Origin of the sequence: Haloarcula sp. Atlit-7R (assembly GCF_003666065.1) — an archaeon.
Taxonomy (GTDB): Archaea; Halobacteriota; Halobacteria; order Halobacteriales; family Haloarculaceae; genus Haloarcula; species Haloarcula taiwanensis.
In genome coordinates, this window is sequence record NZ_QXIK01000020.1 from 28,916 (window position 1) to 42,851 (window position 13,936).

The window sequence follows — 13,936 nt, forward strand, 5'->3', positions numbered from 1 at the left end:
GGAGACCATTTCCGTAGCATGATACTATTGTCATAGGCCAACCGGATAACTAAGCCACGGAGGACGCGACTATTTGCTATGCTTTCGATGCCTGCCTCGCGATTGCCCCTCGTCGGGCTACTTGCGATTCCGTTCGTAGCCGCGTTCGTTATCGCCCTCGAACCAGTTGCTTTCTTGGCGATTATCAATACGGTACTCATCGTTATCGCTGTCCGCCTCATGTTCGGATCAGACGATCTCGACACGCTTGAGCGCGAGTGGTCTCGGATACGATGATGGCCGGCACCCACGGGACAGGCGTTATCACTGGTGACGTTAGTCTCGTTGTCTTCGCCATCGTTGGTTTGCTCGGTGGGGCGCACTGTTTAGGGATGTGTGGGCCGCTTGTCACACTGTACGCCGACCAGCTAGGGGATGACGGGCCAGTCAAGTGGACCGAAATCCGCCAGCACCTGCTGTTCAATTTCGGACGGACGGCGAGTTATGCGCTATTGGGGGGACTCATGGGACTGCTCGGTACCGTCATCTACGACACTGCAGCAGTCTTCGCACTGGCCGACACCCTTCGGGCAGTCGCCGGAATGGCTGTTGGTGGGTTTATTATCGTGACCGGGGGCATGTATCTCCGAACCGGGACAACCGCCGGTGCTATCGCTAGTCTTGGTTCAGGGTCGTTATTCTGGCGTCTGAGCACACGGCTTCACCAGCACATCGACCAATGGGTCGGCGGTCCGCGTATCATCGCGTTGGGTGCGGTTCACGGCATACTCCCGTGTCCACTTCTTTATCCGGCGTTTCTGTACGCCTTCGCTATCGGTTCGCCGGCCTACGGTGCGCTCGCACTGTCGGTGCTCGGACTGGGCACTATCCCCGCAGTGTTTGGGTACGGTGTTGCGTTCAACTCGATGTCGCCGCGGTTTCAGTCTAGGCTACATCGCACACTTGGGGCCGTATTCCTCGTCCTGGGATATTTGCCGCTCTCGCACGGACTGATGATCTTTGGTATCGAACTCCCCCATCCATCGATTCCGATATATCAACCGTTGGGGTGATTCAGTGAGCGACTAGCCGCTCGTGGAGTGCTGACACCGGATTCGTCACACGCTGCTTCGGTGGTCAAGGCCATTGGGCAGCATCGCTAATATCCCGTCTAAGGCAACGATGGCCGTCCTGATAGTGACGAATAGCCTGCTAGCCGTGCTCGACTCGTCAGACGCTGTCGGCTACCACGATACCTCGGCGCCGTGGCCAGCAGACAGGAGCCGTCGAGTTGTCCTGTGACAAGTGAGAATACAACTCTATCGGGTCGATTCAGACGAAACAGCATGGATACTAACAAGATGCAATCAGGCACTAACAGGTCGATACCCGACCGCAACGGATTGCTTGGTTGTCGGCGCGTCCGTAGCGCGATTCTCCGAGGAGCGGCGTCAGTGGCTGCACTTGGGTTCGCCGGCACTGCAAGCGCGCAGGAAGCGAGTGGGGGTGCCGTTGGCGGTGGCAGTGGCTCCGGGCTGTTCGTAACGGCGGTGGCACTGGGGCTCACTGGACTCACCATCGGCGCGGTCTACCTCCTTAGCTGGCGAGACAGGCCAGAGCAGTCGTTTTCTCCCGCAACAGCCACTGAAGACCGAGTCGCCAATCAGCACACTGGACAAATGTTTGAGTCCAACGTCGCACAACATGAGACCGAGTCAGTCGCCCACGACGCATTCGACCCAGTCGGGACCGGACTGTTACTCGTGATGTATTTCGTCATCATTTCGCTGATGTGGCTGTTCATGTACTTCGTCGAATTCCTCGGTAACGGGCCATCGGTGGTGGGATAATATGCACGTCCACAGATTCGAACGGCTGTGGCTGGTGGCCGCGCTCGCGATGATTGTCCTGTTCATCGGAACTGTGACCTATGGCGCTGTCGGCGCCGGCTACGGGATGGTTGATGACACTGGTGGCCAGGTTGACCCCACAGACGCCACGGCCAGCGAGAACTTCCGAGAACCGGGTGTGTACAACGGCAGCGAACCGGGCCACTACGACGTGTATATCGAAGCGAAGCAGTTCCTGTTCGTTCCCGGGACGAGCGACCCAGTCCGCGTTCCCGCAAACAGCACCGTCACGTTCCACGTGACGAGCACAGACGTGGTCCACGGCTTCGAGGTCGTCGGCACGAATATCAACACCATGGCTGTTCCTGGGCAGGTGGCGACGATTACCGTAGAGTTCGACGACCCCGGTCAGTACGGGCTCGTCTGCAACGAGTACTGCGGGAGCGGCCACCACACGATGGAAGGGTCGCTGGAGGTTGTCCCACCCGGGCAATTCAACAAGAGTGAGGTGAACTGAGATGGCACATCCACACCGGTCAGAGCAGCCACAGGCGTACGAGGCAGACGAGACATCTCTCAAAGACCGGCTCGCTTTCATCGACCGGTACCCCAACGCCGCACGCATCACCCGTCTCTGCATGGGCGTTTCGTTTACTGCATTGACTATCGGTGCTCTCTTGGGGATTGTTCAGGCGCTCCACCGGACGAACGTCTTCCGTGGAGTCATCAGCTCGGCTGACTACTACTCTGTGCTGACGGGCCACGGCGTTCTGCTCGCGCTGTTTTTCACGATATTCTTCCTGACCGGAATTTTCACTTGGGGGACCAGCAGAAGCCTCGGCATGGGATTACCGTCACCGGGGTTCTCACTGGGGTGGTTTCTCCTCATGCTCTCGGGTGCAGTGATGACTGCTACAGCCATCTTCGGTGGGTTGGTCGGCCAGATTCCGTTCTCGGCCGACGTCCTGTACACGTTCTACGCCCCGTTGCAGGCCCATCCACTGTTCTACGCAGGGCTGGCAGCCTGGCTCGTGGGGACGTGGCTTGCCGGGGCAGACTGGATACGCACCTACTACCACTGGCGACAAGACAACCCCAACGAGCGCATCCCACTGCAGATGTTCATGATTATGACGACGATGCTGATGTGGTACATCGCCACGCTCGGTGTCGCCGTTGAGGTACTCGTCTTTCTCTTGCCGCTGTCCCTGGGTCTCATCGACAGTGTCGACCCGCTACTCACAAGAACGTTGTTCTGGTTTTTCGGCCACCCCGTCGTCTACTTCTGGTTGATGCCGGCCTATTTCGCATGGTACACTGTCCTTCCGAAGCTCTCTGGCGGGCGTTTGTTCAGTGATCCGCTAGCTCGCGTCGTCTTTATTCTCTTTCTCATCCTCTCGACGCCGGTCGGCTTCCATCACCAGTACGCCGACCCTGGCGTGCCAGAAGGGTTCAAGTTCATCGCAATGACCAACACGATGTTCCTGTTGCTCCCGAGTTTCCTCACCGCCTTCACCGTCGTCGCGAGCATGGAGTACGGCGCTCGCCAGCGAGGTGGCACGGGCTATCTGAGATGGCTGAAGGCGCTTCCGTGGGGGAACCCCGCCTTCGCCGGCTGTGCGCTGGCCGGGATGATGTTCGCCGCCGGGGGCTTCTCGGGCATCATCAATGCCGGGATGAACATCAACTCGCTCATCCACAACACGTTGTGGGTCCCTGGGCACTTCCACCTCACCGTCGGGACGGCAAGTGCCCTGACGATGATGGCGATTAGCTACTGGCTCTACCCACAGATTACCGGCAAGCGCCTGCAGTTCTACGGCGTCGCCCAGATACAGCCGTACATCTGGTTCATCGGGATGGGGCTGATGTCCAACGCGATGCACCGAGCGGGGCTGGCCGGCGTCCCCCGACGGACCGCCGAACCGCAGTACCAGCAGTTCGACTTCGCGCCGGTACTGGGCTCAATGCCAGAGATGCGTCTCCAGATTGCTATCGGCGGGACGCTACTGACGCTTGGAGCGCTCATGTTCGTCCTCGTGATGGTCGGAACGTGGCTGGCCGAGCGTGGCCGGGGTCGGTTGCGCGTCGACAGCCACCTCCCCGAACCCATCTCCGGAGCTTCGGACAGCCCACGGGTGCTCGACAACGTCAAACTCTGGTTCCTCATCGCCGTTGTCCTTGTTGCCATCGCCTATGGATTCCCAATCTACTCTATGGTTGCCGACGGCGCGTTCAACCCCGCAGCCCCACCATTCCCCGTGTGAACTACCCTACCTACTTCACTTCGGGGCAATGGTCCTAATCGCTGTTTTGGGATGGCTTTCGTGTGGACTCACGCGCTACGCCCCAGACGAGACGGGACGTTCAAGCTCCTAGTTATATCCAATTTCCAGTGATTCAACCGTACGTTTGCAGATGCGCATCAGCCGTCGCCGCGCTAGATCACTTGCTTGCAGTTTAGCACAGGGTTTGAATTGCTCGACAGTCTCCCGAAGAGGTGCAGCCAAACTCTCGGGCGTGTCAGGCTTGATTACGGCGGTACGACGGTACTCCACAGGATTTCAAATATATGATTGTGGTCACTCATTGGGAGCAGGTATGCAACAAATATGATGAGTGGTCAGTACTGGGTCGCCTTCGGATCACAGGCTGCAGGCTCGTTCGCACGGCCAGTGAAGCTTCGCTCTATGCCCCTACTCTCAATCCTATTCGCTTGTATTTCTGCCGAAAATGTGCGCAGCAGGGGGGCGATTCTTCTATACCCCTGTCCTGAACCTCGGTATCGAAGCAGCCAGCCTGAGCGGTGGTGATGCGCTCTACGAGACCGTCAAGCGCGACAGGGATCCCAGAGGCTGACCTGCCGGTGGTCCCCGCCGATAACTGGGACGGAGTGACCGTTGTCACTCGACAAGACAGGATATAGGATTTTCTGGCGTGAACATGTCTGTATGCCCCTACGCACTACGGTCAAACGCCGGGTTCTGGGCTGTCGTCTCTGTCTGCCGGCGCTGTTCACCGCCGGTATCGCCACCGCCGCTATCGTTATCGGCTTGCTAACTGGTGACATGGTGACGGCGCTCGGTGCGTTCCTGTTGGTCCCGAGTGCGATACTACTCTTTGCGATCGGTCTCAAACGGGAGACTACTGCATTATCGGACCATCGAACGCACTGATCTGCCGGAATTGAACCGGGTCGAAGCCAGACTTACGCGCCCGCTCTGAGTGGTGTCAGGATCTTTAGGGTCAGCACCCTTGCCTTGTGGGGCGTCTCCGTGATTGCTCACAGGATGGTCGTCCGTACCGAGATCAATCCGATCAAGCAGGCGATCAGAGACTTCAACCAGTGCGACTCCAGTCAAGAGGCCGCCAATTATCAGTGTCGGAAGCCCCCCAGCGGTGTACTGCAGTCCCTCGCCAATCAGCCCGAATAGCGACGCTGCCACCATGATGCCGGACGCAATGCCCCAGAGCGCGACGTTCCAACGGTCGCTAAACTCGTCAATAAAGAAGAACGGGATCGCTCCCAGCCCAGTGGCTACCGCAGTGACTAGACCGGCAACGAATACGAGTCCAATGTGGCTAACGAGTATCATACTAACTGTTTACCCCTCTGAACAAAGGAATATTCCTAAAAATCAAAAATATTTTTGGCTAGACTAAAATATACAGAAAATCTCGACTGTCTATATCTGGGCGGAACAGAGCCGGTGAGGCTGAATGTCCAGCCAGCACGCCACTGCGTGAATGAGCCGCGAGCTGTGACAACGATGTCACTACTTACCGACTCTCGGCGATACGTTGCTGTACCAACTTGTCCACGTTGTACAGCAGCGCTCCCACGGAAGCAAGCACGGTCGCAAGATAGACGATTAGCTGTGGTGGGCCGGAGGCCGCCCCGCCCAGCGCCGCGCCGGCAAAGCCGACGACAATGACCTCAATCCAAGTGACAAAGACACGCGACAACAGCATAGTCCCGGCCACGGTCAGTACGCCTCCTCAGGCGTGATGGGACCGCTGAAAGCCGAGTACAGCACTACGAAGTACACCGCCACCAGCGGGAGCAGCAGCGACGCACCGATAGTCATCAGATTCAGTGGCAGTGTCGAGACGATAGCTCCACGAACTGTCGTGCCCGTCGCCGGGTCGATGGCGGGATACATGAGTCTCGCGACGACAGCGACGAGACCGTAGGTCATAGCCGCTGCCGCGCCGAGTGCCCGCAGGCTTTGCTCGTGCTGAAGCGCGACGGTGTAGCCAACCGCCAATCCAATCGAGAGCATGACGAGGGCCACAATCGCCGGAGAGAGAAGTGCCGAGAGGCCGTCTGGAAGCCGTATCCCGAGTACCCCAAGCGTGGCGACCACAGCAAGCAGGTAGCCCGCCGTCGCCGCCGTCCCATAGGTCGTCACCGAATCGGGGAGCTGTGCTCGTCCCTTCAGTTGCAGGAACGCTGCCCCTGAGACGACCGTCAGCAGCGTTAGCGTGACGCCGACGATGAGGCCGACTAGCGTCAGCGATCTAGTGGCCCCGACGAGCCAGTTGCCGGCAAACACACCCAACAGGAACGGTGCGAAGACGCTGCCAGCGACGAACGCCCGCCCCCACCACCGCTGCCACGCCGCGTCGTGGCGCTGTTCGTACATCTCCGGGGCGAGCCCGCGTAGGATGAGCGCACCAAGGATACCGAACATCAACAGGTAGTGGCGACTGAACAGGCCAGCATACGCCGGGGGGAACGCGGCAAAGAGAGCGCCGCCGAAGACCACTAGCCACACTTCGTTGCCGTCCCAGAAGGGGCCAATAGCCGCCAGCACTGTCTCGCGTTCGTCGTCAGTCTCCAGGAGCGCGAATATCGCGCCGGCCCCGAAGTCGAACCCATCGAGAAAGAGGAACGTCGCGAGCATGGTAAACACCAGCCCGAACCACAGCTCCGGCAGTGGGAGCCCAAACAGCGGGCCGGCAGCAAGCGAATCGACGCTAATCATCGTCGACCGCCCCGGGGGTCGGCTGGCTCGGACTCGGACCCGAGTCAGGTGTCCGCGTATCGTTCTTGACCGACCGGAGTTCGTCATTGCCCGGGGGCCCGTTCCGGATGATGCGCCAGATGACGTAGGTGTACAGGCCCAGTAACGTGGTGTAGACTCCGATGAACCCAACAAGAGTGATAGTCGCCTCAGTCCCGGTCAAGCCCGGAGAGACGCCCGCGCTGGTTTTCATCACATCCTGAATCACCCACGGTTGGCGGCCGACCTCTGTGACTATCCAACCAAGTTCGACAGCGAGAATCCCGAGCAGAGACGACCCCATCAACGCTTTGTGCAGGAGACCGTCCTCGAGCAGTTGGCCCTTGTACCATCGGTAGCCGCCCCAGAACGCCAGCAGGATGAACCAGAACCCGAGTCCGACCATCGCACGGAAGGCCCAGAAGACGATAGCGACAGGCGGGGCCTCTGTGTCAAAAGAATTCAACCCACGTATCTCGGCTGTCGGATCACCTCCGCTGGCCAGCCACGAGGCCCCGCCTGGAATACCGATGCCGAACAGTTCCTTTGCTCGCGGGTTCAGGAAGCCGTCGATGCTCGTTGGTACGGCAAAGATGTATTCGGGGACGTACGACTCAGTCTCCCAGACAGCCTCCATCGCGGCGAACTTCTGCGGTTGGGTCTCTGCGACGTGGCGGCCGTACATATCGCCATGCAGTACCTGTAGCGGTGCGGTGATGAGCAGCGCGACGAGACCGATTTTTAGCGTCGCCTCCCAGAACTGTGGATTCTCTACGGGGTAGCCCCAAACGTGGTGGCGGAACACAAAGTAGGCACCGACACCGGCCATGAACAGCGCTACTGACTCGACGGCCGCATTCTGCATGTGGACGAACATGTATCCAAAGCGGGGATTGAGATACGCCGCCAGCGGGTCGACGAGGTGGACAACCATTTGGCCGTTCTCGGTGACGAGTTCGTAGCCACGCGGCGTCTGCATCCAGGAGTTTGCGATGAGAATCCACACTGCCGACAGCCACGTCCCCAGGCCAACGGCCACGCTGGAGACGAAATAGAGTTTGTCGCCGACCCGGTCACGGCCGAAGACGAACACGCCAAGGAAGGTAGCCTCAAGCATGAACGCCATCATCCCCTCGACGGCCAGCGGGCCGCCGAATAGTTCACCGGCCGCCGTCGCGAACGCGGCGAAGTTCGTCCCGAACTCGAACTCGAGAACGATGCCGGTAACCGTACCGACAACGAAAGAGATGGCGAAAATCTTGGTCCAGAACCGACGCAACTGCTCGTATATCGGCTCGTCAGTCCGGATATCTCTCCACGTGAAATAAATGAGAAACGGGGCGAGTCCCATGCTCATCACCGGGAAGATGATGTGGACGATGGTCGTGACTGCGAACTGGAGCCGACTTGCAATGACTGGGTCGATCATGATGTGAAACCGTGTGGTCGCGGAGCTGCCGTATATCGGAATGTAATCGAGCGAAAGCCTTAGATTCAGTTTTGTCGTAAGACAAGGGAGCGATTTACTGGTGGAATCGCCTGTATCCTGATATGGACACTCGGTGGGCGGTATTCGCACTCGTGGTGGTCGTGACAGCGGTCATGATCGTCCGGGGAATCGTCGGTATCCAGAACGGCGAGTTCGGCACCGTCGGGCGACAGTTCGGAGTCGGTGCTATCGTGTTCGCTTTCGGAGTCGCGCTCGTCAGGTATTGGGATCGAGTTGGCCGCTAGTCCCAAGCTACGAGCCGTCAGATAGACTTGATAGCCACTTGCCGTAACCAAACGCTGCGTTGAGACATGTGCGTACAACAGGTATCACCGACAAACAGGCCAGACAGTCAGCAACCGATACATCTCGTCTGTGAGGGCGTCGGCAGCACGCATCCGGTATACGTAGCGACAACTCGGCCCGCTGTCGTTGCGTGTCATCTGTTCCCGTCTGAGTGTGGGCGAGCAGATGATTTAATAGTGTATAATAATCCCAAGTCTATGGAAAGTCAGACGAACGATACGACCATGGCGGCGAGTGGACGGGATGACCAGTCAGTCGCGGTATCGTCTGACGACAAAGACGAGCAGCGCGAGGACAAGGACCACCTGGACGGCCTTGTCGACGTAGCCGACGAGCGTGTAGTTGCCGGCCTTGATCACGACCCATAGCGGTATCTGGATGGCTGTGTAGGGTATCGCCGCGATGGCGAGGGCGTCCCTGCGGACGCCGCGGACGTACAGCGCCGCCCCTCCGAGAAATCCCAGTCCGGCGAGTACGAGCGGCGGCGCGCCCTCGACGACACCCGGATAAATGTGAGTCACCGCGGTGATACCGACCAGCACGACGATCCCCTTTTCAAGCGTCGATAACGACGTTGTCGGGCGGTCAGCCGACCGGGACTGTGTCTCTACCATGTCGAGTAGAAGACCCGAGACAAATATATAGCTGTGGTTGGCACACGCCAACGGCCAACTTCTCCCCCCATTGTATTGTGACAAGTAAACATTTTTGTGTCGATGGTCGATTCTCCCTACGTACGGCGTCCGTCGCTATGGTGCCGGGCGGCATACCGGTAGCGCGCGTCGAGACACCGCCTCAGAACAATGATACGGAGACTCTTCGAGACACTGAAAGCCAACCTCATCTACGTCGTCGTCGGTGCGCTGGTCACCGGACTCGCTGCCGGCCAGGTGGCGGGTGAGAGCACCCGGGGACTGTTACAGACGGCCGTCGTCCCAGTGCTGTTTCTGATGATATATCCGATGATGATCAACATCGATCTGGATGAGATACGCAACCTGCGGGCACACGCGCGGCCCGTAGCGCTCAGTCTGGTGGTGAACTTCCTGTTTACGCCGTTTGTGGCCGTCTTGTTGGCCCGGGCCTTCTTCGGCGGGAACGTTGAGTACACTGTCGGGCTCTACTTCATCGCCCTGATTCCGACATCCGGGATGACCGCCGCTTGGACCGGGCTAGCCAACGGTGACCTAGAGTCGGCGCTGGTCGCCATGGCTGTAAACCTGCTGGCCGCGGTCGCGATACTCCCGGTATATCTGTCCGTGCTGATACCGGGCAGTGTCGGCTTCGAGCCGACGGCGCTGTACCGACAACTCGCCCAGGTCGTCGTCGTACCGATGCTGGCGGGGAACGTCACCCGGCGACTCCTCCTCCGTCGGTACGGCTGGGAGGGGTTCAGGGAGCTGAAACCCACGTTCGGCGGCCTCAGCTCTTTTGGCGTGATGCTCATCGTGTTCATCGCAATGACGATGCGGTCGCGGGCGATCCTCGCCGACCCCCTCACTTCGGCCAGTGTCGTCCTCCCGCTCGTCCTGTTCTACGTGGCCGTCGTGGCCGTCGGCTCGGGGTTGGGGAGCGTGTTCCTTGACGACGGACAGCGGGTCGCGCTGGTGTACGCGACGAGCATGCGGAACCTCTCTATCGCCGTCGCCGTCGTCGTCGCCGCCGAGACGTTACCGACCGGGGCCGTCCTACCCATTGCACTCGCGTACATCCTCCAGCCGCCGCTGGGGGTCCTTTACATGCACTACCGCCGCGACATCGTCGATGAGGGGCTCTCCCTCCGGGAAGCCGCCGCCAGGCTGGTATGACCCCCGGTGTGGCGTGTGATACTCGGAACGCCGCTTCCAGCCGACAGTCGCTGTGTCCGCGGGGCACGTCGGGCGGTCCATTCCCGACCACAGCGATGTACTGCGTGGTCGGTCACCACAGCTGGAAGTGTGGTAGCGGGACGGCCGGAAGCGTGAAACCGAGTGCGGCCAGGCTGTGCTGGAGCTGGATGTAGCCAGCGCGGCGGAGGCGACACCGAGCATGCGGTGCAGTCGCTGGCGGCCACCGATGTACAGCCCCTCGAACACCGTCACGGTCAAGAAGACGGCCGGAACGGTCCCGAGCCCCAGCGCATCGAGGGCTGCCATTCCGCCCAGTGCAGACCCCTGTACGAACGCGTACAGGTACACCAGGTACAGCAGTGGACACGGCAGGAACTCGTGGACGGCACCGAGCCCGGCGATGCGGTAGTCGCCCACCCACTTGTCCATCCACGAGAGCAGGGCCGCCCGCACCAAGCTCGCGATGCGTTCGACACCTGGGGGCGGAACGGACCGTACTCCGCCACCGGTGACGTAGCTGGTACCGACGACGGCGACGGTGACAGTGAGATCCACGGCGATACCCGTCAGGGCGCGGACCCCCGTCGCGACGAGAGTCACCGCCCGGACACTCACGAAGGCCAGCTGGCCAGCGAGCCCGAAGACACCGTCTAGCAGGGTGCAGGGGGCCGTGCGTCCGAAGTTGAACACTGCGTGCTGTCTGATTTTCCGGAACGAGAGGATGTCGTCGCGCCCGTCTTCAGCCATCCAGTCCGCGTAGATAGCGATCGGCGGCCTACACATTCTGATGCAGTGTGTGCCGCCGAGCAGGCCGACGAGTGCCAGCACCGGCAGTCCGGACGTTCGGTCTGATAGGCCTGGTCAACGACGCCGGCCAGGTTCCGGAGGAAGGTGAGCGAGAGGTGGCGGAAGTCATAGGCTGCTATCCGATCGGACTCTGCGGGGTCGATACGTTCGAACGTCACGCCGGGTTTCTCGTCGACGATGGCCTTGGCGGGAGAATAATGGCCAGCCTCGGAGTAGAAGTGGAATTGGGAGTGACGACTTGTTATATAATCTATAACAAAACACTCCAGATTTTCATATGGAATATGGTGTGTAGCACCGGCAGACACCCAGTTAGTAGCGGAAATCTAACTAATCGTAACTGAGTTTTTGAAAGAGCGTGTTGAGGCACAGTAGTCTCCAGAAGCCGGCGTCGTGGGCAACGTCAAGCGAGCACGCCACATCGCTCGCGAGTACCACGGCTGGGATCTACCAGACGAAAGTGAGCTCCGTCACCAAGCGATGGCGGGCGATGCGTGATGTCCAGTGACTCGTCTCAGTATATGACCTGCAGAACCGACGAGTGCGACGCGCCGATCTTCGACGCCGAGCGCATCGCGTGTGTCGACGGAGAGTACGGGCCGTGCATGGCTGTCGGGCGTCACGCCGGCGTCTGTTCTACCGGTCATCTCTCTGTCTGGGACGTCGCAGAGGCCTGAGTGCTGTCGGTCGCGTACTCGCCCGTATTTTGTGTCCCCCCGAGAGGGTGAGGGGTTTCCCGAACATGAGTACCGGACAGCAGTCCGTCGACGAACAGTCTCCAAGCACCGAAGCCGACGACCGACCAGACATTCGTACTCAGTACCGGCAGGCACAGGCCAGTGGCGAGGTTTTTGCGGGGCGTCCACGGGGTGAGAGGTAGATGTGTTGTCCCGACTGCCAGTAGGCCCCACAAGAGAGACTCAACCTCGACAGTTGAGAAACGGTTAACGAGGAGCATGCAAAAGTCGGGCTTGTGACTGACGATCTCGCGTATCCCTCTGTTGAACTCATCCTTGAGCTCCACGACCAAGTCGTGGCAGAAGGCGACATCACGGAACCGGGGGTCCGGTCAGAGGACGCGATTGCATCCGCACTACAGTACGTTTCGGAGGGGTTCTTCGGGGAAGTGCCTGAGACGATCCATCAAAAGGCGGTCCATTTGATGCGACTACTCGTTTCGGAGCATCTGTTCGTCGACGGAAACAAGCGAACGGCACTCCGAACAGTGGTCGTTTTCTACATGCTGAACGGATACACGTTTGAGTACGGTGATGAAATTCGAGCGCTCTTACACCGGTTTGCGACCGGCGAAACCACAGTCGACGTAGACACTGCAGTCATCTACTTCCGGGCATGTGCTCGCCGCAACTGATAAACCGATACACTGGATAATGATAGATAGAGAAATGGCGTCTAGCACCGATTCCTCGACGGCGATTGACGAGGAAGTCCGTCAGTTGTACGAGCGATATCAGGCGGCCGAAAGCGACGCCGAACGCCGCGAGATTGCGCTTGAAATGGGGAAGCTCGATGGACGTCGCCACGCAGATATCTACGCAGCGCTCGAAAACGAGTGAGAATCCCCACGTTCTGCGTTTTCGTGTCCAGCGTCGTTCGCGACTAGTAGCTGCTCGGTCGCCTTTTGTGAACGCCTTTGCCCTCTCGTAGAAGGACCAACCCATCTTGAACTCTCCACGCCGATAGCGGTTGCTTCCAATACGACAGCACAGCACAATCGTCGCGCACATCTGCGTTTCGTGGTCTATGCTCGTGTTGCGTCGGCGACGTGGTCGTGTTTGTCGAGGCTGCCGACAACTTGGGTTTCCGTGGCATACACGACGCTGCTCCTGCGTGGGTCGAACCGCTGTAGTGATGCCGGTCTAACGGCGGTACTGGAAGCAATTTTGTTCCCCCCGGTGGGTGAGGGGGTTCTCGAACATGAGCACCGAACAGCAGTCCGTCGACAAACAGTCTCCAGACACCGAAGCCGGCGACCGACCGGACATTCGTTCCCAGCACCGACGAGCACAGACGAGTGGCGAGGTGTTTCAGGGCCGTCCCCGGGGTGACAGGTAGATGTGTTGTCCCGACTGCCGTCGGCCACAGTCGGCGTCGGCATGTGTACAGAAACGCTACCATATCGACGGGCAGGCTTTCGACCCGATTCCGTGGGGCGGGGGGAGACAGTATCTCACGTACAAGCTACAAGTCCTCCAGACAAACGAACGGACCGTTACCGTCGACCTCAAACGGTGGCGCGACCAGTCGTGTCCTGCTTGTGGTGTCGAGCACGGCGAGATACATCATCGGTTGTGCGACTACGAGGAGTGCCCCGCGTGTGGCGAACTGTTGCTACTGTGTTCGTGTCTTGTCGAGATCGAGATCAACGCGACGTCCAGTATCACAGGCCGCTTCAAAAGGTTGCTCGGCCTCTTCTGACAACTTAGCGTCTGTGGGTGCGGTTTGAGTTGCGGACTGAACTGACGAAAAGAAACGCTGCTATCCAGAATCCGAGCGTATACACAATATGTGATAAGACAAAAGTAGTCAACTCAACCTCAAACTGCAAATTGAAGATTTCTGCTCCAGTAATTAGGAAAATCCCACCAAACATTATTTGCGGAGGGAATCCACGCTGCATAAACCAGAACCGTGTGGATAGCCCCAAGA

Annotated in this window: 18 protein-coding genes and 1 pseudogene; 13 read left to right on the plus strand and 6 right to left on the minus strand. The window is 59.3% G+C overall.

Going from position 1 to position 13,936, the window contains the following annotated elements:
- Positions 1–78 precede the first annotated feature (78 nt).
- From D3D01_RS20850 to D3D01_RS20880, 6 genes are all read left to right on the plus strand, one after another.
- Positions 79–276 carry a hypothetical protein gene (locus D3D01_RS20850; RefSeq protein WP_004965258.1) on the plus strand — a complete coding sequence of 66 codons (198 nt, stop codon included), beginning with the start codon at positions 79–81 and terminating at the stop codon, positions 274–276.
- The gene (locus D3D01_RS20855; protein ID WP_049919341.1) at positions 276–1,052 is read left to right on the plus strand and encodes a sulfite exporter TauE/SafE family protein; all 777 of its coding nucleotides are present in this window, start codon (positions 276–278) and stop codon (positions 1,050–1,052) included. The genes D3D01_RS20850 and D3D01_RS20855 overlap by 1 nt, the downstream gene beginning before the upstream one ends.
- 273 nt (positions 1,053–1,325) lie before the next feature.
- Positions 1,326–1,829: a halocyanin gene (locus D3D01_RS20860; protein ID WP_233563547.1), complete on the plus strand. Its 504-nt coding sequence runs from the start codon at positions 1,326–1,328 to the stop codon at positions 1,827–1,829.
- Between the two features lies 1 nt (position 1,830).
- Entirely contained in the window at positions 1,831–2,346 is a 516-nt protein-coding gene (locus tag D3D01_RS20865; protein WP_004965248.1) for a cytochrome c oxidase subunit II, read from the plus strand.
- A gap of 1 nt (position 2,347) precedes the next feature.
- Positions 2,348–4,096, plus strand: coding sequence for a b(o/a)3-type cytochrome-c oxidase subunit 1 (locus D3D01_RS20870; protein WP_007189790.1), 1,749 nt, complete (start codon positions 2,348–2,350; stop codon positions 4,094–4,096).
- A 684-nt stretch (positions 4,097–4,780) separates the two neighbouring features.
- The gene (locus tag D3D01_RS20880) at positions 4,781–5,005 is read left to right on the plus strand and encodes a hypothetical protein (RefSeq protein WP_121513612.1); all 225 of its coding nucleotides are present in this window, start codon (positions 4,781–4,783) and stop codon (positions 5,003–5,005) included.
- Positions 5,006–5,125: 120 nt separating this feature from the next.
- Here D3D01_RS20880 and D3D01_RS24975 read toward each other — a convergent pair.
- The 4 genes and pseudogenes from D3D01_RS24975 to D3D01_RS20900 form a co-directional block, all read right to left on the minus strand.
- Positions 5,126–5,425, minus strand: a pseudogene (locus D3D01_RS24975) (transcriptional regulator); the annotation flags it as partial.
- A 184-nt stretch (positions 5,426–5,609) separates the two neighbouring features.
- Entirely contained in the window at positions 5,610–5,813 is a 204-nt protein-coding gene (locus D3D01_RS20890; protein WP_225308222.1) for a hypothetical protein, read from the minus strand.
- 2 nt (positions 5,814–5,815) lie between these two features.
- Positions 5,816–6,817 carry a cytochrome d ubiquinol oxidase subunit II gene (locus D3D01_RS20895; protein ID WP_121513614.1) on the minus strand — a complete coding sequence of 334 codons (1,002 nt, stop codon included), beginning with the start codon at positions 6,815–6,817 and terminating at the stop codon, positions 5,816–5,818.
- The gene (locus D3D01_RS20900) at positions 6,810–8,264 is read right to left on the minus strand and encodes a cytochrome ubiquinol oxidase subunit I (protein ID WP_121513615.1); all 1,455 of its coding nucleotides are present in this window, start codon (positions 8,262–8,264) and stop codon (positions 6,810–6,812) included. The genes D3D01_RS20895 and D3D01_RS20900 overlap by 8 nt, the downstream gene beginning before the upstream one ends.
- A 122-nt stretch (positions 8,265–8,386) precedes the next feature.
- On the opposite strand from D3D01_RS20900, the gene D3D01_RS20905 reads away from it, so the two are divergent.
- Positions 8,387–8,569, plus strand: a complete 183-nt coding sequence (locus D3D01_RS20905) for a hypothetical protein (protein WP_004965224.1) — start codon at positions 8,387–8,389, stop codon at positions 8,567–8,569.
- Positions 8,570–8,881: 312 nt separating this feature from the next.
- Here D3D01_RS20905 and D3D01_RS24350 read toward each other — a convergent pair whose 3' ends face one another.
- Positions 8,882–9,244 (minus strand): hypothetical protein, encoded by a 363-nt coding sequence (locus D3D01_RS24350; protein WP_007189785.1) that lies wholly within the window; start codon positions 9,242–9,244, stop codon positions 8,882–8,884.
- A gap of 189 nt (positions 9,245–9,433) precedes the next feature.
- On the opposite strand from D3D01_RS24350, the gene D3D01_RS20915 reads away from it, so the two are divergent.
- Positions 9,434–10,438, plus strand: coding sequence for an arsenic resistance protein (locus tag D3D01_RS20915; RefSeq protein ID WP_121513616.1), 1,005 nt, complete (start codon positions 9,434–9,436; stop codon positions 10,436–10,438).
- Here D3D01_RS20915 and D3D01_RS20920 read toward each other — a convergent pair.
- Entirely contained in the window at positions 10,319–11,242 is a 924-nt protein-coding gene (locus D3D01_RS20920; RefSeq protein WP_121513620.1) for a sulfite exporter TauE/SafE family protein, read from the minus strand. The two genes, D3D01_RS20915 and D3D01_RS20920, sit on opposite strands and share 120 nt — an antisense overlap.
- A 545-nt stretch (positions 11,243–11,787) precedes the next feature.
- Between D3D01_RS20920 and D3D01_RS24355 the strand changes: the two genes are divergently transcribed.
- From D3D01_RS24355 to D3D01_RS20935, 5 genes are all read left to right on the plus strand, one after another.
- Entirely contained in the window at positions 11,788–11,943 is a 156-nt protein-coding gene (locus tag D3D01_RS24355) for a hypothetical protein (protein WP_164734786.1), read from the plus strand.
- Between the two features lie 296 nt (positions 11,944–12,239).
- Positions 12,240–12,638, plus strand: coding sequence for a type II toxin-antitoxin system death-on-curing family toxin (locus D3D01_RS20930; protein WP_121513617.1), 399 nt, complete (start codon positions 12,240–12,242; stop codon positions 12,636–12,638).
- A gap of 34 nt (positions 12,639–12,672) precedes the next feature.
- Complete coding sequence (locus D3D01_RS24360; protein ID WP_004592295.1) at positions 12,673–12,843, plus strand: hypothetical protein; 171 nt, start codon at positions 12,673–12,675, stop codon at positions 12,841–12,843.
- Between the two features lie 361 nt (positions 12,844–13,204).
- On the plus strand, positions 13,205–13,342 hold the full coding sequence (locus D3D01_RS24365; protein WP_199725541.1) for a hypothetical protein: 138 nt from the start codon (positions 13,205–13,207) through the stop codon (positions 13,340–13,342).
- Positions 13,343–13,705 carry a hypothetical protein gene (locus D3D01_RS20935; protein ID WP_121513618.1) on the plus strand — a complete coding sequence of 121 codons (363 nt, stop codon included), beginning with the start codon at positions 13,343–13,345 and terminating at the stop codon, positions 13,703–13,705.
- The last annotated feature ends 231 nt before the right edge of the window (positions 13,706–13,936 follow it).